This window comes from Chitinophaga costaii (assembly GCF_900094705.1).
Lineage (GTDB): Bacteria > Bacteroidota > Bacteroidia > Chitinophagales > Chitinophagaceae > Chitinophaga > Chitinophaga costaii.
Map to the genome: position 1 here is coordinate 1 of NZ_FMAR01000020.1, position 19646 is coordinate 19646.

Annotated in this window: 12 protein-coding genes; 10 read left to right on the forward strand and 2 right to left on the reverse strand. The window is 48.2% G+C overall.

From position 1 onward, the window contains the following. Nucleotides 1-508 precede the first annotated feature (508 nt). On the reverse strand, nucleotides 509-2065 hold the full coding sequence (locus GA0116948_RS19535) for a S53 family peptidase (protein WP_089715379.1): 1557 nt from the start codon (nucleotides 2063-2065) through the stop codon (nucleotides 509-511). Between the two features lie 300 nt (nucleotides 2066-2365). On the opposite strand from GA0116948_RS19535, the gene GA0116948_RS19540 reads away from it, so the two are divergent. The 7 genes from GA0116948_RS19540 (at nucleotide 2366) to GA0116948_RS19570 (ending at nucleotide 15342) form a co-directional block, all read left to right on the forward strand. Beyond that, nucleotides 2366-2968, forward strand: coding sequence for an RNA polymerase sigma factor (locus tag GA0116948_RS19540; protein ID WP_089715381.1), 603 nt, complete (start codon nucleotides 2366-2368; stop codon nucleotides 2966-2968). A 153-nt stretch (nucleotides 2969-3121) separates the two neighbouring features. After that, a complete protein-coding gene (locus tag GA0116948_RS19545) occupies nucleotides 3122-4177 on the forward strand; it encodes a FecR family protein (RefSeq protein ID WP_089715382.1) in 1056 nt (351 codons plus the stop codon). Between the two features lie 287 nt (nucleotides 4178-4464). Continuing rightward, entirely contained in the window at nucleotides 4465-7989 is a 3525-nt protein-coding gene (locus GA0116948_RS19550) for a SusC/RagA family TonB-linked outer membrane protein (protein ID WP_089715384.1), read from the forward strand. A gap of 24 nt (nucleotides 7990-8013) precedes the next feature. Next, the gene (locus GA0116948_RS19555; protein WP_089715386.1) at nucleotides 8014-9798 is read left to right on the forward strand and encodes a RagB/SusD family nutrient uptake outer membrane protein; all 1785 of its coding nucleotides are present in this window, start codon (nucleotides 8014-8016) and stop codon (nucleotides 9796-9798) included. A gap of 165 nt (nucleotides 9799-9963) precedes the next feature. Next, entirely contained in the window at nucleotides 9964-12573 is a 2610-nt protein-coding gene (locus GA0116948_RS19560; RefSeq protein ID WP_089715388.1) for a glycoside hydrolase family 2 protein, read from the forward strand. 22 nt (nucleotides 12574-12595) lie between these two features. Next, nucleotides 12596-13849: an MFS transporter gene (locus tag GA0116948_RS19565; RefSeq protein WP_089715390.1), complete on the forward strand. Its 1254-nt coding sequence runs from the start codon at nucleotides 12596-12598 to the stop codon at nucleotides 13847-13849. Nucleotides 13850-13983: 134 nt separating this feature from the next. Further along, nucleotides 13984-15342: an acyl-CoA dehydrogenase family protein gene (locus GA0116948_RS19570; protein WP_089715392.1), complete on the forward strand. Its 1359-nt coding sequence runs from the start codon at nucleotides 13984-13986 to the stop codon at nucleotides 15340-15342. Between the two features lie 9 nt (nucleotides 15343-15351). Here GA0116948_RS19570 and GA0116948_RS19575 read toward each other — a convergent pair whose 3' ends face one another. Continuing rightward, entirely contained in the window at nucleotides 15352-15780 is a 429-nt protein-coding gene (locus tag GA0116948_RS19575; RefSeq protein WP_089715394.1) for a hypothetical protein, read from the reverse strand. 655 nt (nucleotides 15781-16435) lie between these two features. Here GA0116948_RS19575 and GA0116948_RS19580 point away from each other — a divergent pair. Genes GA0116948_RS19580 through GA0116948_RS19590 form a run of 3 tightly spaced genes read left to right on the forward strand, consistent with a single transcriptional unit; the run spans nucleotide 16436 to nucleotide 19536 of the window. Beyond that, a complete protein-coding gene (locus tag GA0116948_RS19580; protein ID WP_165798539.1) occupies nucleotides 16436-17044 on the forward strand; it encodes a TetR/AcrR family transcriptional regulator in 609 nt (202 codons plus the stop codon). Further along, nucleotides 17034-18401, forward strand: a complete 1368-nt coding sequence (locus GA0116948_RS19585; protein ID WP_089715397.1) for a TolC family protein — start codon at nucleotides 17034-17036, stop codon at nucleotides 18399-18401. The genes GA0116948_RS19580 and GA0116948_RS19585 overlap by 11 nt, the downstream gene beginning before the upstream one ends. Before the next feature lie 31 nt (nucleotides 18402-18432). After that, a complete protein-coding gene (locus tag GA0116948_RS19590; protein ID WP_089715399.1) occupies nucleotides 18433-19536 on the forward strand; it encodes an HlyD family secretion protein in 1104 nt (367 codons plus the stop codon). Nucleotides 19537-19646 lie beyond the last annotated feature (110 nt).

Sequence of the window (19646 nt, forward strand, 5' to 3'; positions counted from 1 at the left end):
GTTACTAACGAACGGCTCACCGAAGCTGGGTATGTATCCCTGACCGACTGTTACCTGAAAGCTCGGAACTAAATTAAGGAACCGCCGTATACCGAACGGTACGTACGGTGGTGTGAGAGGACAGGTAGGGAATTAATCCCTACCTTCCTACTCGATTGGCAGTTACACTCACCCCTTCACCAAACCATGCGGACGCTTAGTGCTCAGGGCTAAGGAAAGAAATGGAATATAGTTTAAAGCCCTCCGGAAGTTTACCAGAACCTAGCAGGTAATGGGTGGAAAATAGGTGCTGCCAATTATTGCACCTTACCTAAGGATGGTGCTCCTGGAAATTTTATTTAACCGCCGGATAGGTCAGGGGGAATTGCCGGGAAAGTAACTTATGGCCATTTAAATTAAAGACCAACAACGGGACACTCTATGCATGCTATAAAAAATAGGTAGTATTCCTAACTGTAAATCGCTGCTTCATATGCTTTATGGAAGCTTAGCCGTAGGTGGCTAAGTACTAGGCCAATGCTTTTAGTAACGCTGTGCCATCCGGCACGCCTAAGCCGGAGCAGGCATCCCAGCCGGGTCCTGCACGATAGCCCTTATTGCCGGCCACGGTAATGTTATCGCCTTCCGTAATATCGCGGCATACGCTGGGTTGTGCATATAATTTGGGGTGAATGAAACCTGCATTTTTTTGCAACTTTTCGTTGATAAGGGCCAGTAGCCCAGCCATCAAAGGCGCAACTGCGCTGGTACCGCCAATGACAAAGCGTTGTCCGTCTACCAACACATTATAGCCCGTTTCGGGATCGGCCAGGGCGGCTACGTCCGGAAGGCCACGACCGGGCTTTTGCGTATTCACTGACACGGGCACCTGGGCCTTACTTTGATAATCGGGCAGGGGAAATACCTCGCTAACGCCGCCCCCGGTGGCGCTGTCGTTGCTTTCGTGCCAGGTTACTTCCTGGGTTATTTTACCATCGGTCACTGTGAGTTTTGTGCCGCCGCAGGCCAGCACATAAGGGCTGGATGCGGGGAAGTCGGCATGAGCCTTGCCATCATTCACACTATCGTTAGAACCGGTGTCGCCAGCAGCCGCACATACGGTAATGCCCAGGGTGGCGGCTTCCTGGAAGGCTTTGTTAAAGCTTTGCAGGGATTGTTGGGTCCAGTTCACTTCTGCGGCGCCCCAACTGATGGAGATGACCGATGGTGGATAGGTATCATTATGAATGGCTTGTGTGATGGCATCGAGAAAACCCTGGTCGCTATTCGGTGCAAAATACACGGCCAGCGTGGCGTCTGGAGCAATGGCACCGGCTACCTCTATATCCAGCAGCACCTCTCCATCGGCACTATCTGCGGTAGTGGGGGCGTTATGCGCACCATCTACTGATATGGCTACCACTTTGGGCACCGCGCGGTTAAGTCCTTTAAAGTAGTTATTAAGATCTGCCGTTTTGTAACCACCACCCAGTTCTATGATGGCAATCGTTTGTGCCTTGCCAGTGGCGTCTTGGGGATAATGATAGAGTGTGGCCAGTTCGTTTGGGTTAAAGGAGGTAGTGGTGGCTGTGTGGGGTCTTGCCTGAAATTTGGGGGTGGCAGCGTCGCGGTCGTCGAGGCCAAATACTCCTTCAATAATACCAGCTAGTTCCTGCGGCACCTGTATATTGCCACTGCGTCCATAGAATGTTTTACCATGCTGCTCATACTGTTGCAGGCTTACTTTAAAGGCTTCCGCTAGCTGTGATGAAGTGCCGCGCAACTGTACTGTGCGGGTACGTGCATCTGCTTTCACTATGGAAAGACCCATCATGTGAGCAAAGTCGGTGATTTGCCGTATGTCTTCAGGCCGGGCGCTATACTTTTCATAAAATGCGGCGCGGGTGGGCGGCGCAAAAGATTGGGCATTGTTTTCCGAAAGCAGGTCTGGCAGCGGTGTTTTAGGTTGCAGGCGAATGCTTACCGTGATCAGCCTGTCTTTGCCGATGGATTTAGACTGAATACCGGTGGGTTGTTTTTTATAACTGCCGGGTAATACCACGTATTGGGAGAACTGGGATTTCATATAAAAAGCATTACTATGTTTTCAAAAAAACAGGGAGCGGGGTAAACGGGGCTGTGAAAAACCTGGCGTTCCCTGGCATTAAAATTAAAACCATATAGCGCAAGGGAACTGCGTAGTGATATAGGAAAATACGGATAAAAAAGGCAAACAGGAAAATAAAATTGCTAAATTGTTTGCAGTTCTGAGAATAATTTGCAAGTTTTAAAGAAGCTATTCATCCATTATCAGGCCAATTCATTGCATAGACATCACCTGTATTATCAACCAAATGCCGTCACAGTGGAGAATATATTGCAAGACATGCTAAAGCCTTCGGGTATGCAGGTGGTCACTTCCAGGATCAGCTTGTGGGAGCGTTTCCAGCAAGGCGACCGGGAAGCGTTTGCGCTGCTGTACCGGGAGCATGTGGATGACCTGTATCATTATGGGATGCACTTCTGCGCGGATGGCGAGCGTGTGAAAGACTGCCTGCAAGATCTTTTCCAGGATTTGTGGCAGAGCCGGGAACACTTATCTGCCAACATCCGCAATATCCGTTATTATTTACTGAGCAGCCTGCGCCGCAGGCTATTACGTTCCCTGCACCGCGACCGTAACTGGTTTAGCCGCCCGGATATGGAAAGTTTTGAACTGGAATGCACCCTGCCCAGGGAACACCAGCTCATTAACGATGAAAGTGCTGCGGCCCGCATCCGTGACTTACAGCGTGCGTTATCCGGCCTTACCCGCCGCCAGCGTGAAGCCATTTACCTGCGTTTTTACCAGGACCTGTCCTACGATGAAGTGGCAGAATTGATGGTGATGAAAATAGATTCTGTTTATAATACCATTTCTAAGGCTATCGGCGCACTTAAAAAAGCGTTGCTATTACCATTATTCCTGTTGCTACTACAATATGCCTGATGCGCTAAAAACTGCTACCACACTATATGCGCACATTTTATACTCCCAATCTACCACGGGAAAAATGCTATCCAGCTGAAAAAAAATAAATATTTCTTGTAATAATTGATGAGATGAGGGCCGTGGGTGGCTCTATATAATAAATGCACCCACTTGGCTATAAAAGATTATGCTTCGTATACGGCACAGGAACTGGCTTTAGATGAGAGTTTCCAGCAATGGGTGCTCCGGCCGGAAGGTGGTTCCAGATTTTGGGAGCAATGGCGTATGGTACATCCGGAAAAGCAAGCGGATATACAACTGGCCATCACTTTAGTGCGCGGTATCGGTTTTAAATCCTACACGCTGGATACTGCCCAGCAGGATAGGCTATGGGAAACGCTCTGGGAGCATATAGGGGAAGAAGAACAACATTCCTCCATTAAAATAACAGCTACCACAAAATATACAGGATACAAAAGTGCCTGGAAATATGCCGCAGCCTTACTATTTGGGGTTGCCGTATCGGCGGGATGGATGCTGCTGCACAATCCCCAGCGCGCAGCACCTATGCAAACGCTGGCCCTGCGCACGGCTTATGGCGAAAAGAAAGACTTCTATTTACCAGATAGCACAATGGTTACGATGAATGCCAATACCCGTTTGCTGTACACCGCTACAGATACCGGTCGCCGCGAGGTGTGGCTGGACGGGGAAGCTTACTTCAAAGTAAAACACGCGCAAGGCCAACGACCATTTTCTGTGCACACTTATGATAATGTTTCGGTGGCAGTACTGGGTACAGCGTTTAACATCAATAGTATGGGCAAGCAGGTGCAGGTGGTGCTGGAAGAAGGTAATGTACGCCTGGACCTGGGGGAAGCTTCCTCCAATAACAACCACGAATTATATTTACGACCCGGTGAAATGCTTACCTATAATAAAGCAGACGGGCAATATGCAAAAGCAACGGTACTCACCGCAACTTATATAGCCTGGAAAAAAGGCCGCTTGGAAATGGATAATTACAACCTAGCTGATGCAGCCGTATTTATGGAGCAGGTGTTCGGACAGCACCTGGTTGTATCAGATAAAAACCTGTTACTACGTAAGATTTCCGGTTCTATGCCCATCGTATACAATGCAGATACCATGCTCATGCAATTGGGAAAGATATTTAAAGTAAAAGTAGGCAGGAGCGGGGACGACGTTTGGATTAATGGCAAATAAGCCAGCATACCACTAGCATAAAATAAAACAGTACATACTACTAAACCAAAAACAATAATTATTTACCTGTAATCAATCAACCAAGGTCGCCGGCTTCACGTCTGGCAGTATAGAATCATTATTTGCATTAACAGTTACATGGCGTTGCACAACACGTGGTTTATATAACCGGTGTCTTGTACCGTGCTGTTTGTGACTATTTACTTAACAGTTGTTGCCGGCGGTATTTCGCGGTAGGTATTACCTGCGCGATAGATAACAGGCAACGAAAAAAAATCCTGCTCCAAATGAAAAGAGGTGTACATGTGATGCTAATGTTTCCATTAGCCCTGTTATTACCAACATCTTCGTTGCTGGCCAGACAAGTGGCTGCCAGCGCAGATCAGCCGGTAGTGGCTGCCGAAGCCCTGCCTGCTGCGGCAGCGCCACAGCCAGAGGAAGTAACGCTGAAGTTCGCATTCCAGGAAATTGAAGACAAATTCAGTGTTTCCATCGCCTACAAAAGCGAACTGGTGAAAAGCAAGAAGCTACAATTTGCCGTCAACGATTTTAAGTCTCCCGAAGAGGCGTTGGAAAAAGCATTGAAGGCCTTTCCCTTGCATTTTGAAAAAGTGCGGGAACATTTTTATATGGTCACCGAAAAGGAGTTAAGCGGCTCCGGCGAAGCCATACAGCAAGACCCCGTGCAGGGCGTCGTAAGAGATGAAAAGGGCAATGCCCTGGCCGGTGTAACGGTGAAAGTGAAAGGTACCAGCATTGGTACGGTAACAGATATTACCGGCCATTTTAAGTTGCAAACACCCGGTACTACCGGTGAGCAGCTCGAAGTGACCTACATTGGTTTTGAAACACAGACCATCAATATACGCGGACAACTGGAATTTAATCTTATTCTTAAAGAAAGCTCCAGTTCTCTGAATGAAGTAGTAGTAACCGGTTATACTACCCAGAAAAAGAAAGACCTTACCGGCGCGGTGTCTGTGGTGAAAATGGACGCGCTTACCCGCCAACCTACTTCCGATGTAACCTCGCAACTGCAAGGCCAGGCGTCGGGTGTAACAGTGGTAGGTGGTGGACAGCCTGGTCAGCAGCCAGACATCCGCATCCGGGGTGTAAATACCTTTGGTGATAATACCCCCCTGTATGTAGTAGACGGTGTACCTACTGGTAATGTTTCCGACATAAACCCGGCAGACATTGCCTCTATGCAGGTACTTAAAGATGCGGGTGCAGCTTCTATTTACGGTGCACGGGCATCTAACGGGGTAATTATCGTGACCACCAAAAGAGGCGGGGGTAAAATAAAAATTACCTACGATGGTTATTATGGTGTGCAACATCCCAAGGGTGGTAACGTGCTGCATACGCTCAATACCCAGGAAATGGCCAACCTGCGCTGGAAAGCCATGGAAAATCCCGGCAGTGATCTATATGGCTATGGCACCACGCCGGTAATCCCGGACTACATTGCGCCCAAAGGTGCCATGGAAGGCGATCCCAGCGTAGATCCTTCCTTGTATAATGTAAACCCAAACTATACCTCCCTCGATGAGTATAACAACTTTTACCGTATTACCAGGGCTAATAAACAAGGTACCGATTGGTACCATGCCGTGTTTAAAAATGCGCCCATCACCAGTCATAACCTTACGGCTACCGGTAGTACAGATAAGGCCAGTTACCTTTTCTCGCTAAACTATTTTAACCAGCAAGGTACCCTGGACTATACCTACTACAAACGCTACACACTGCGATCGAATACTTCGTACAATATTACAGATCACATCCGCGTAGGGGAAAATCTTGCCTTCTCTATGGTAGATAACCCACAGGTAGCAGTGTTAAGTCCAGATGGTATACTGGCCATGGTAATGCGCGAGCAGCCCATTATTCCAGTGTACGACATCAAAGGTAATTTTGCCGGCTCTTATGGTGGAAACGAACTGGGTGATGCAGAAAACCCGGTGGCTAATCAATACCGCACCCGCAACAACAAGGGCTTTACCACCCGCTTGTTTGGGAACGTATTTGCCGAGGTAGACCTGTTCAAGAAATTTACCCTCCGCACCAGCTTTGGCGGCGATGTAGGGTCCGACTGGGCACACTCCTTTTCCTATCCTACCTACGAAAACAAGGAATATTTTTCGATCAATCAATACAGCCAGTCTGCCGATAATAGCCACGAATGGACCTGGACCAATACCCTTACTTATCACAGCCTGCTTGGTAAATACCATGATCTGAAAGTAATTGTGGGTACGGAAGCTAACGATTCGCGCTCTAACAGTGTAGGCGGTAGCACCTCAGATTACTACAGCTTCGATCCGCCTTACCCAACACTGAGCACCGGCTCCGGTTTACGTACAAACTATAGCGATTCCTATATTCGCAGTCTGTTTTCTCTGATAGGCCGTGTAGATTATGCGTTTAAAGATAAATACCTGATCGGCTTTACCATCCGCCGCGATGGTAGCTCCGTTTTTGTAGATAACAAGTATGGTAATTTCCCCGCTGTAAGTGCTGCCTGGCGTATTTCTGATGAGAAATTTATGAAAGGAATTACCTGGCTTACCGATCTGAAGATCCGCGGTAGTTACGGTATCATGGGTAATCAGCAGAACCCCTCGCAAACAAATGGTTATACCACCTTTGCCGGCGTACGCACCTCTTCCTACTACGACCTGGGCGGTACAAACAACAGCATTGTGGAAGGCTTCCAGCCCTCACAAATTGGCGCGCCGCAGGCCAAATGGGAAAAGGATATTAATACCAACGTGGGTTTCGACGCCACCCTGCTGGGCGATCACATCGATATTAGCGCCGACTACTATCAGAAGGATATTAAAGACCTGCTGTACAATCCCACTATGCCAGGCTTAGTAGGTACGGCTACCACGCCTTACATTAATGTGGGCAGTATGCAAAATCATGGGATAGACCTCTCCCTGGGAGGCCACACCACTATTGCACACGACCTGCGCCTGGATGCCACCATTACCTTCACCGCTTACAAAAACAAAGTGGTGAAAGTGGCAGACAACTCCAACTATTTTGATATAGGTAAAGACCGACTGGGCAACATTATCCGCAACCAGGTAGGCCACCCTACGTCCGCATTCTTTGGTTACAAGATCGATGGTTTCTTTAATAGCCAGGAAGATATTGATAATGCAGATGCACAGGCCCGGAAAAATGGCGACCCCGATGCCATTTACGAAACTGATGAAGGCATTGGCCGTTTCAAATACAAAGACGTGAATGGCGATGGTCAGATTACGCCCGACGACCGTACCTTCCTGGGAAGCCCCCATCCCGATTTTGCCTATGGCCTGAACCTGGGACTGGCATATAAAGGTTTCGATTTCTCTATGACACTTTATGGCACCCAGGGCAATGATATCTGGAACAGCGTACTGTGGTGGCGCGACTTTTACGGCAACTTTGCCAGCGCAAAAAGCAAAACCGCTTTATACAATTCCTGGACAGATGAAAATCACCATGCAAAAGCACCGAAACAGGAAGAGAAATCCTACTTCAGCACCGGTGGTACGGCTAATTCTTATTACATAGAAAATGGTAGTTACCTCCGTTGTAAGAATATGCAACTGGGTTATACCTTGCCATCTTCTTTGTTAGGAAAGTATGGTGTTACTAAAGTGCACATTTATGTACAGGCTGCCAACCTCTTTACCATTACTAAATACTCCGGCCTGGACCCAGAGCTGAGCGGCGGGGTAACCGGGTTTGGTGTAGACAATATGGGGTATCCTAACCAGCGGCAATACCTGGTAGGTCTGAATGTAGGTTTTTAGTTCTTTACTTTTAAAATCAGGAATATGAAACGTATAAAAAATCGTTTAAGTTATATATCCATCCTTGCCGCCATGCCGCTAATATTCGGCTGTTCCAAAAGTTTCCTGAAACATGACCCGCCAGGTACCCTGGGCATAGACGTGCTGGCCAATAAACAGGGGGTAACAAACCTGCTGGTAGGTGCATACGGTGCGTTGGACGGACAGAACGACAATGGCGATATGATTAACCTGAATGGCGGTGGCGGCTTTGCGGTATCGCCAGACAACTGGATCTATGGTGCTTTAGTGGGTGGCGATGCGCATAAAGGTAGCACCAGCGGCGACCAGGATGATATGCTCCGCATAGCAGCTTTTACGTCAGATCCTACCCTTAGTTTCTATAACGACAAATGGGTGTGTTCATATGAAGGCATTAAACGCTGTAATCTTGTACTCACCACCTTGCGCCAGGTAACGGATATGACCGATGAAGAAAAAACGGAAATGGCTGCAGAAGCACGTTTCCTGCGTGGTCATTATTTCTTTGATCTGCGCAAGATGTTTAAAAAAGTACCCTGGGTTGGGGAAGATTCTACCAGCGTTACAATTAAAAATGATCAGGAGATTTATCCAAATATCGAAGCAGATTTTCAATTTGCCATGGAAAACCTGCCGGCTACACAACCACAGGTAGGACAGGTGAATAAATACGCTGCAGAAGTGTACCTGGCCAAGACTTACCTGTATGAGAAAAATTATGCAGCCGCCCTGCCACTGTTTACCGATGCGATCAACAGCGGAGAAACCAGCAACGGCCTGAAATATGCGTTGGTACCCCGTTTTGAAGATAACTGGGATGCCGCTACGGAAAATAATTCGGAATCCGTATTTGCCATACAGAACAACGTAGCTGATGGTACCGTAACGGCGGCCAATGCCAACCAGGGAGATATGCTGAATTATCCCGCTATCATAGCACCCTGTTGCGGTTTCTTCCAGCCATCTTTCGACCTGGTGAACTCGTTCCGTACTACGTCCGATGGATTGCCTTACCTGGATGATTACAACAGCCACGCTGTAAAAAGTGATAAAGGTATTCCCAGTAGCAGTCCCTTTACGCCCGATGATGGCCCGCTGGACCCACGGCTGGACTGGACGGCTGGCCGTCGTGGTATTCCTTACCTCGACTGGGGCCCACATCCAGGCCCTGACTGGATAGGCGATCCTGGTTATGCTGGTCCTTATTCCCCGGTGAAAATGATGTATCGCCAGGCTACCATGAATATATATGCCGACTTTAGCGAATGGGCACCCGGTACAGCCATTAATACCCTGATCATCCGTTTTGCAGATGTATTGCTCATGGCTGCCGAATGTGAAGTAGAAGCTGGATCCTTAGATAAGGCAGAAGAGTATGTAAATATGGTTCGCAATCGCGCTGCCAACCCGGTTAGCTGGGTGTACAAATACAAAAACGATGATGACCCTACCGGTGGCTTTAGCACTACGCCTGCCGCCAATTATAAGATCAGCCCTTATCCGGCTGGCGCCTTTTCCTCCAAAGATTACGCTAACAAAGCCATTCGCTTTGAACGTAAGCTGGAACTGGCTATGGAAGGTCATCGCTTCTTCGACCTGGTGCGTTGGGGCATCGCATCAGATGCACTGAATAACTACTTTACGGCAGAATTGAAAAATGGTCTTACCGACTACAATGGCCTAAGCCCTCACTTCGTGACCGGAAAAAGCGAGTATTTCCCCATACCACAGCGGCAAATTGATCTGAGTACCTCGAACGGTGTTCCTACCTTGGAACAGAACTATTGATGTAATGAAATAATATATCCCGCAGGTGCCGGGCTGCAACGCCCGGTGCCTGCTTCTTTTACCTTCCGCAGTTTTGTTTGCTCCACCAATAAGTTACCATAGCGCGCTCCACTATTATCAATCACCACTCCTTACTTTACCATATCATCACTTACACGATCATTTATGAAATCATGCTTCTCACTATTGTTCCTGGGGATGTTATGCCTGCAAAGCAAGGCCCAGCAAGCCATACCTGTCATTCAGGATAAAATCTTAAACCAGCACTGGTACATGCAGTCGTCTGATAGCACGGGCGCTACAGATGAACAGGTGGCAGCGCCCGGTTTTAATACGGATAAATGGTACCCGGCCCGCGTGCCAGGCACCGTAATGGGTGGCCTGGTAGCCTTGGGCCAATACAAAGATCTCTTCATGAGCAATAACCTGGAGAAAGTTCCGGATACCCTCTTTGCTCATCCATGGTGGTTCCGTAATACCTTTTCCGTTCCCGCCGCTGCCCTGAAAGGCGCTGCCAGGCTGGAATTTAATGGCATTAACTATCGCGCATCCATTTGGCTGAATGGTCATTTACTGGCTGATGCAGACAGTGTACGGGGCGGCTTTCGCCGGTTTACCTTCGAAGTGGGGCCTTACCTTAAAGCGGGAGAAAATATACTGGCCGTGAAAGTTACCCGGCCCGGCCCGGGCGATCCTACACTGGGTTTCGTAGACTGGAATCCTTCCCCGCCAGACCATAGCCTGGGCATCTGGCGAGATGTGCATTTGATAACCAGCGGCGCCGTATCCATCACCCAGCCCTTTGTAGCGCCAGGCCTGGATACCGCTACATTAAATAAAGCCGCGCTTACCATCAGCGCCCTGCTTACCAACCATAGCAAACAAACGGTTACGGGTATACTAAAAGGCAGTATAGACGGCGGTATTGCCCTGTCACAGCCCGTAAGTTTACAGGCCGGTGAAACAAAAGAAGTAGTATTTACCCCCGCACAGTATAAGCAACTGGAAATATCCCATCCCCGCATCTGGTGGACACAAGACCTGGGCAAGCCAGCCCTGTATCACCTGCGGCTATCCTTCGTAAATGGTAAAACCGTAGAAGACAGCACCCGCCTGCGTTTCGGCATCCGTTCTGTTACCGATTATTTTACGCCAGAAGGAAGGAGAGGGTACAAGCTAAATGGTAAAAATATCCTCATCAAAGGCGGTGGCTGGGCAGACCGTATGCTGCTGGACGCCGATACGGCTTATGAAGAAGCCGGCATGGACTACGCAGTACAAATGCACCTGAATACCATCCGCATGGAAGGCTTCTGGGGCAATAACCACCACCTCTACGACCTGGCCGATGAAAAGGGCCTGCTCATCATGATAGGCTACAGCGCCGGCTGGGAGTGGAGCAATTTCTTCGGCGTGCCGGATGATCTTTATGGTGCCATCAGCAAGCCGGAACAAATGTACATTGCCGCTACTTCCTGGCGCGACCAGGTGATATGGCTGCGCAACCATCCTTCCGTAAGCGTGTGGATGTATGGCAGCGATAAAATTCCCCGTCCTGCATTGGAACAGCAATACATTGACATCCTGAAAAAATACGATACCACCCGCCCCGTATTATCTTCTGCTCAGGAACATACCAGCACCCTTACCGGCCCCAGTGCGGTAAAGATGAGAGGCCCTTATGATTATGTGCCGCCCGACTATTGGTATATAGATACTACCCTGGGCGGGGCCTTCGGCTTCAATACCGAAACCGGTCCCGGCCCCCAGGTACCTGTGCTGGAAACTTTGCAGAAAATGATAGACCCCGACTCCCTGTGGCCGGTAAGCAGCGCCTGGATGTTTCATGCTGCCAAAGGCGATTTTCATAATCTCACTGCTTATGATAGTGCCATGGATATGCGCCTGGGCAAAGCCAAAGACCTCACCGATTACCTCCGCAAAGCACAATACCTTAATTACGAGGGTATGCGTGCCATGTACGAAGCCTTTGAAACCAATCGCTTTAAAGCTACTGGCATAATCCAGTGGATGTACAATTCTGCCTGGCCCAAACTCTGGTGGCAGTTGTATGATTATTACCTGCTGCCCACTGGCGCGTTTTATGGCGCACAGAAAGCAAATGAGCCAGTGCACATGGCCTACGATTACGGTAAACACGCCGTTACGGTACTGAACAATACTAACCAAACTACCGTAGCCTATACCGCCATTGCCACAGGCTACGATCCGAAGCTGAATATGATATTTGAAAAGCAAATACCTATCAGTGGGCTCACTGCGCAGCAATCATTATCCCTGTTTGAAATACCATCTATTGCCGTGGCAGGAAATACCTGGTTCCTAAACCTGCAATTAAAAGATGAAAAAGGCAAAATAGTAAGTCGTAATTTCTATGCACTTTCTACCAAGGAAGACGTGTTGAATACTAAACGTGGCAACTGGTACATTACACCCATTAGCGAATATGCCGACCTTTCCGCCCTGCAGGAACTGCCCCCTGTAAAGCTAAACAACACCGTCGTGGTCACGGCCTTGCATGGCCAAACCAAAGTATCCGTGCAACTAAGCAACCCTTCGTCGCACCTGGCATTTATGACCCATGTAGACATCCGGAATGCAGCGACCAAAGAGCCGGTAGGTCCTGTATTCTGGTCGGAAAATGATGTGACCTTACTGCCAGGCGATACCATTATTCTACAGGGTTATGTGTATACCAAAGACCTGCATGGGCAACAGCCGCTGGTAACCGTTGGTGGATGGAATGCCAATTAAAATTTCAAACATTGCTCGAACTATGAAGCGCAGCTATTATATCGTAGGCCTGATCATGCTTACGTTTTTCGTGATCTCCCTTTTGACCAATATCACCGGGCCGCTAGTGCCGGATATTATCAACGGGTTTCAGCTTAAACTAAGTGAGGCGGGCTTACTCCCCTTCACTTTTTTCATCGCCTACGGCATTGTATCTATTCCCGCAGGCATCCTGCTGGAAAAATACAAGGAAAAGAAAATTATGGTCACTGCTTTCGCGGTAGCTTTTGCAGGCTCCCTGTTGCTGGCTTTCTGGCCAAACTATGGCACGGCGCTAGGCTCGCTTTTCCTGATAGGCGGTGGTATGGCCATGTTGCAGGTGGTGATCAATCCTTTGCTGCGCGCGGCGGGCGGGGAGGAGCATTATGCTTTTAACTCCGTACTGGCCCAACTTATTTTCGGGCTGGCTTCTTTTGCAAGTCCCAAGCTATATTCCTGGCTGGTGGAGCGTTTAAAAGACCCTGCGCCCACCGCTGGCTGGCTGGTGTCTTTGCAACACGTAGTACCCCCGGCACTGCCCTGGGTATCGCTGTACTGGCTGTTTGTAGTAATATGCCTGGTGATGATGCTGATCCTGCTCCTGTCGCGGTTCCCGAAAGTAGTGCTGAGCGCCGATGAGGTGGTAGGTTCTATCAATACCCACATAGCCTTGTTTAAAAAACCGGTGGTGCAATTATACTTCTTTGGCATCTTCGCCTATGTGGGTACAGAACAATGCCTGAATAACTGGATGTCGCAATTCCTGTTTACCTACCATCACATCGATCCGCAAACGGTGGGTGCCGATACCGTGGCCAATTTCTGGGGATTGATGACGGCCGGGGGCGTGTTGGGCTTACTTTTATTAAAGGTGATGGACAGCCGCAAGGTGCTCATCAGCTTTACCGTGCTGGCCATCATTAGTTTTGCCGCAGCCTTGTATGGCAGCAGTCAGGTGGCCAGGGTGGCTTTTCCCATGGTAGGTTTCTTTGCCTCCGTGATGTATCCGGTAATTTTTTCACTGGCACTTAACTCTATCGATGAGCATCACGGCTCCTTTGCCGGCATTCTCATTACAGGTATTATTGGTGGCGCACTGCTGCCCTTGCTTGTAGGCTGGGTGGGCGACATGGCCGGGCTAAGAACCGGCATGGCCGTGCTGTTTGTTACCATGACCTACATCTTGAGCATTGGCATATGGGCCAAACCCATCATTACAAATAAAACCATTAACCTTTTTAAGACATCCCAAGAATAAGCTGTTGATGTAAATAGTAGAACCCTAACCTGGCCGCGGATTTTTCCCGGCCAGTTTTTTGATTGCAGCAGGGCAGACCTTGGGTCATCCCATAAAATAATCATTACATTTAGCCTGCCACGAAAACAACTGCAATGAACACCTTCACCAAAATAAAACAGGCCATTCACCTGTTCAAAAGTATAGATATAGAACAACTGGGTAAGCTCTCTCAAAAAGTAGACCTTCCCAAACTGGTGGCCACCGTAGGCAAGATGGACGGTACCCAGCTAAATGGACTTATAAAAATGCTGGGCGGTGCTGGTCATGCAAAAAAGCAGCAGCCCGCTATTAACGGCGACTTCTACGACCTGGGTACAGACCTGCTGCCGGCCGATCGCGCACTGCAGTTAAAGGTGCGCGCTTTCATGGAAAAAGAAATTCAACCCATCGCTAATCATTACTGGAACAAGGCGGCATTTCCCTTTGAGATCATTCCTAAACTGGCGGAGCTTAATATCTGTGGGGTTACTTATGAAGGTTATGGATGTCCTCACCGTTCCTTTATCATGGAAGGCATCATCGCTATGGAAATAGCGCGGGTAGATGCCAGCATAGCCACTTTCTTCGGTGTGCAGAGCGGCCTGGCAATGGGGTCTATTTATTTGCTGGGATCTGATGCACAAAAACAGGAATGGCTGCCCGGCATGCAGCAGCTAAAAACCATCGGCGCTTTTGGGCTTACCGAGCCGGAAGTGGGTAGCGGTGCGGCAGGCGGACTAACTACTACGGCTACACGCCATGGGGATACCTGGACGCTCAATGGTCAGAAAAAGTGGATAGGTAATGCCACCTTTGCAGACGTGCTGGTCATCTGGGCCCGCGATACTGCCGATAACCAGGTAAAGGGATTCCTGCTGCGCAAGGATACCCCTGGTTTGCACGTAGCAAAGATGGAAGATAAAATGGCGCTGCGCATTGTGCAGAATGGGCTTATCACCTTACAGGATTGCCAGGTGAGCGAATTAGACCGGCTGCAGCATGCCAACAGCTTTAAAGATACGGCCAAGGTGTTGCGCATGACCCGTGCAGGCGTGGCCTGGCAGGCCGTGGGCTGCGCCCGGGGCGCTTATGAAAATGCCCTGGCCTATACCATGCAGCGAAAACAATTTGGCAAACCAATCGCCTCTTTTCAGTTAATACAAAATCACCTGGTAGAAATGTTATCTAACCTTACGGCCATGCAAACCCTGGTGTTCCGCCTGTCTGCCTTGCAGGATGCGGGCCGCCTGGAAGACGAACATGCTTCATTGGCCAAAGTATTCTGTAGCATGCGCACCCGCGATGTGGTAAGGGGTGCCCGGGAAGTGATGGGGGGCAATGGCATTTTGCTGGAATACAACGTAGCCCGCTTCGTGGCCGATGCAGAAGCTATTTATTCTTATGAAGGCACAAAAGAAATCAATAGCCTGATTGTAGGACGGGCTATTACAGGTCACAGTGCATTTGTGTAAAAGAAATCGTTACCGGCGCCAGAATAATTGCTCGAATGCCTGCGCACGGTGGTAAAAGTAAAGCGTGGAGATCGCAAATACAATGGCCAGCACCGCTACCACCAGGAAAGCGCAGCGCCACCATATGCTGATGGTCATTGTTTTGCCAGACTGCAATAGGTAAGAAGGCTGGGAAGTGTGTGGTGTAGCGCCCTGCGAGGAATGGTTAGTTTGCTGCCAGTCCAGCCGTTGCATAACCTGTGAAAAGGCTATGGCAGGCGGAGCCACCGGCGCGTCCAGCAACACCTTTTCAATGCGCAGTTCCACGGACATTAGTTCGGCCCTGATTTCCGGCAACAACTTACGCAAATGTTTTATTTCCTCCATTTCTTGAGGAGAAGCTAAGCCCAGAACATATTTTTCCAGGATGCCTGATGAAATGTAATCCTGCAGATTCACTTTGATATTAATATTTTCAGATTGAGACCATGTAATCGGAAGGTAGTGCCATACGGTGGAATATGGTATTAGTGATGAGCAGCAAAGCAGTACTTGTAATCCGTTACTTTAAAATACATCCAAATTTTATATCCGGCAGATCCGTTTGTTTGCTGTCCGGCCAACCATGATTTTATTAGGGGGTTGGATTATTTGAGTTTCTAAGATAGTAATATTTGATCAAAAATATATATTAATCTGCTTCCGTATGATAGCTGTTTTACTACAGGAAATTAATCCGGGGCTTAATACATACCCCAATATATTATAATTTATTTTAAATATTATATATAGCCCTAGTTATAAACGGATATTAAGACAAGATTAAATCATAGCAAATAGATAAATTTCCTGTATATATTCACATAAAATCATTTTAACTTTGCAGCGTGTTTGACATTTTGCGCTGGATATATCCTGTCAAAATCCTGATCCTTTTTCCAATAATAACCCATTCTGGGACATCTTACAATTGTTTTTATACTGTGAACGTCTGTTAATGAATTAGTTATAAAAATTTTTATAAAAAGTTCAAACAAGTGTTTGTTTTATTCAAACGTTTGTTTGAACTTTGCGGCCGAAATCAGATCAAGACATGGAATATACCAAGAAACAGATGACCATCATTGAAGCCGCTGAAAAGCTGTTTGCCGAAAAGGGCTTTGAAGGTGCTTCCGTACGGGATATTGCACATGAGGCTAATACCAATGTGTCCATGATTTCTTACTACTTCGGGTCCAAAGAAAAACTGATGGAGGCGGTATTTGATCGCCGCATGGAAGGCAGCAGGGCACAACTGGAAGCATTGTATTACGACCAGTCTTTGACCACCTTCCAAAAAATTTATGCCCTCATCGATGCTTATGTCGGGAAATTGACCAGCCAACCCTATTTCAATAAGATATGGATGCGGGAACAGGTAGAATCGCAAAGTTGCGTCATCGCTGATAAAATAGAAGGAGTAAGAGAACGCAATTTCGCTGTAATCAACCGGATCGTGAAAGATGGCCAGGAATTAGGGGAGTTTAAACATGAGATAGATTGTAGCCTGATGATGGCCTTGCTAATTGGCACAACTAATCAGGTTTTAAACAACGCAAAACATTACCGACGTAAGCATGATCTGGAAAAAATGTCGGATGATGACTTTCGGACGCACTTAAAGGAAACATTAACCAGTTATTTAAAAACAGTATTTAAAGCATTATTGACGTATGAAGCCTAACGTGTTTAACAAAGTTGGCGTTTGGTTGCTCCTTTGCTTCGCGCTGTTCTCCGTGCAGCAAGCATCGGCGCAAACAGCCCGGAAACTGACACTGGACGAAGCGATTCAGTTGGGTTTGCAAAACAGCAAACAGCTCAAATTGAATCAGGCACAGATTGATGAGGCCACCGCTTCGCTCAGAGAAGCAAAAGATGACAGGCTCCCTGACCTGAAATTAAGCGGATCTTACCTCCGCCTGAACAATCCTAACATTACCTTGCGTACCGGCGGTAGTTCCGACTCTTCCGGTAGTGGCAGCAGTAGCTCTCCGAAGGTTTCTTCCGCTATGTACGGTATGGCCAGCCTAGCGCTACCCCTGTACACCGGTGGTAAAATCAAATACGGCATCGAATCTGCCAAGTACCTGGCAGAAGCCGCTAAGCTGGATGCAGAAAGCAACCGCGACGCGGTTATACAGAATACGGTGAATGCTTATAGCAACCTGTATAAATCTACCCGTTCTGTGGAGCTGGTGCAGCAGAACCTAGACCAGTCCCGTCAAAGAGACCGCGACTTTTCTAACATGGAGAAAAACGGATTGTTGGCTCGCAACGACCTCTTGAAATCTGAACTCCAAACTTCCAATGTAGAACTTACCCTGTTGGATGCACAGCGTAACCGTAAAATGGCTAATGTTAATATGGACCTTATGCTGGGCCTTCCCGAAGACACCCAGTTGGAAGTAGATAGCACGGGCCTGGACTCCCTACCCGATGCAAAATCTGTAGTAGAGTGGGAACAAGCTGCCGCGCAAAATCGTAAGGATGTTGCCGCCCTGGCTGCCCGCGCAAAAGCTGCCAACTCGGCCATCGGCATTGCCAAAGCAGACTACCTGCCTACCGTTGCCCTCTCTGGTGGTTATGTAGCCATAAATATTCCCCATCTGGCAGAAGTGACCAATGCACTGAATATCGGTGTAGGCGTTTCCTATAACGTGGCTACCTTCTGGAAAACCGGTGCCAAAGTAGATAAAGCTAAGGCACAGGCCCGCCAGGTGGAAGCTAACCAGCAAGCATTGGACGATCAGATGCGCCTGCAAATTAACCAGGCATATGAAGATTATTTGCTGGCCCGCAAACAAATCGATGTATATAATGTAGCGGTAGAACAGGCCAACGAAAACTATAAGATCACTAAAAATAAACACGACAACAACCTGGTGACCACCACCGACTTGCTGGACGCCAACGTAGCCCAGCTACAGGCAGTGTTGAACTTCGCCTTCTCTAAAGCCGATGCCGCAGTGGCCTATAAAAAACTGCTGCAGGCCAGTGGTACCCTGCACACCCAGTATAGCAACGTAAACAATAATCAGTAAAAACACACCTTTCAATATAAAACCCATTTATATGGAAACTAAAGAAACACAAGTGGAAGAAACACCTAAAAAAAGTAACAAGCGCTTTATCATAGTTTTGGCTATCCTGGTGATTGCCGGTGGTGCGTTCGGTATTACCAAATACATTCATGGCCAGCACCATGAAGAAACGGATGATGCACAGATCGAAGCCAATATCAGCCCGGTTATTCCCCGTATCAGTGGTTACATTACAGAAGTACACGTGGTAGATAACCAACGGGTGAAAAAAGGCGATACCCTGCTGGTACTCGACAACCGCGATGAACTGATTAAAGTAGAAGAAGCCAAAGCAGCACTGGCTGCGGCTAAGAGCGGCCTGGCCGTATCTGAAGCTGCCGCTGCCGCTGCTAAAGAAGGTATCAATTCTACACAGGCTAACGTGGCCATCGTAGACGCCCAGATAGAAGCTGCCAAAGTTACCCTGTGGAGAGCCAATCAGGACTTTGAACGCTACGCCAATCTGATTAAAGATCATTCTATTACCCAACAACAATACGAACAGGCCCAAGCAGCCAAGCAAAGTGCAGAACGCCAGTTGCAGGTGCTGCAAAGCCAGCGTAACCAGGCTTCCAGCCAAACTAATACGGTAAGTTCACAGACCCGCACCACCATTAACCAGGTGCCTGTTCAACAAGCTACCATCCAGCAGCGCGAAGCAGACCTGGCCAATGCAGAACTGGAACTGTCTTATACCGTGGTAACGGCGGCTACAGATGGTATCCTGAGCAAAACCAATATCCAGGTAGGGCAGTTCGTTCAGGCCGGTCAGGCCCTTTTTAACCTCGTGCTGGACGAAGCACCTTGGGTAATTGCCAACTACAAAGAAACACAGCTTACTAAAATGAAAATTGGCCAAAAAGTAATGGTAACGGTGGATGCTTATCCCGATCATGAATTCGAAGCCAAACTCACTTCCTTTTCTCCTGCTACCGGCGCACGCTTTGCCCTGCTGCCGCCCGACAATGCATCTGGCAACTTCGTAAAAGTAGTACAGCGCCTGCCGGTGAAAGTAGAGTTCGTAGATGCCAAGGATGAGCGCATTAAATCGCTGCGCCCGGGCATGAACGTGAACGTGGATGTGCATTTAGACTAATACAAGGCCTGCGGCGCATGCCGTTAGCTTTTAGCAGTCAGGAAGTAATAGCTTGGATGAAAGGAATTAAAATTGTTTGCTAAAAGCTAACGGCATGGCTCGTGGCGCTT

What these genes read in the sequence shown, in the direction of transcription:
- GA0116948_RS19535 (WP_089715379.1), bottom strand. Translation starts at nt 2,065, where the DNA reads ATGAAATCCCAGTTCTCCCAATACGTGGTATTACCCGGCAGTTATAAA.
- GA0116948_RS19540 (WP_089715381.1), top strand. Translation starts at nt 2,366, where the DNA reads ATGCTAAAGCCTTCGGGTATGCAGGTGGTCACTTCCAGGATCAGCTTG.
- GA0116948_RS19550 (WP_089715384.1), top strand. Translation starts at nt 4,465, where the DNA reads ATGAAAAGAGGTGTACATGTGATGCTAATGTTTCCATTAGCCCTGTTA.
- GA0116948_RS19555 (WP_089715386.1), top strand. Translation starts at nt 8,014, where the DNA reads ATGAAACGTATAAAAAATCGTTTAAGTTATATATCCATCCTTGCCGCC.
- GA0116948_RS19560 (WP_089715388.1), top strand. Translation starts at nt 9,964, where the DNA reads ATGAAATCATGCTTCTCACTATTGTTCCTGGGGATGTTATGCCTGCAA.
- GA0116948_RS19565 (WP_089715390.1), top strand. Translation starts at nt 12,596, where the DNA reads ATGAAGCGCAGCTATTATATCGTAGGCCTGATCATGCTTACGTTTTTC.
- GA0116948_RS19570 (WP_089715392.1), top strand. Translation starts at nt 13,984, where the DNA reads ATGAACACCTTCACCAAAATAAAACAGGCCATTCACCTGTTCAAAAGT.
- GA0116948_RS19580 (WP_165798539.1), top strand. Translation starts at nt 16,436, where the DNA reads ATGACCATCATTGAAGCCGCTGAAAAGCTGTTTGCCGAAAAGGGCTTT.
- GA0116948_RS19585 (WP_089715397.1), top strand. Translation starts at nt 17,034, where the DNA reads ATGAAGCCTAACGTGTTTAACAAAGTTGGCGTTTGGTTGCTCCTTTGC.
- GA0116948_RS19590 (WP_089715399.1), top strand. Translation starts at nt 18,433, where the DNA reads ATGGAAACTAAAGAAACACAAGTGGAAGAAACACCTAAAAAAAGTAAC.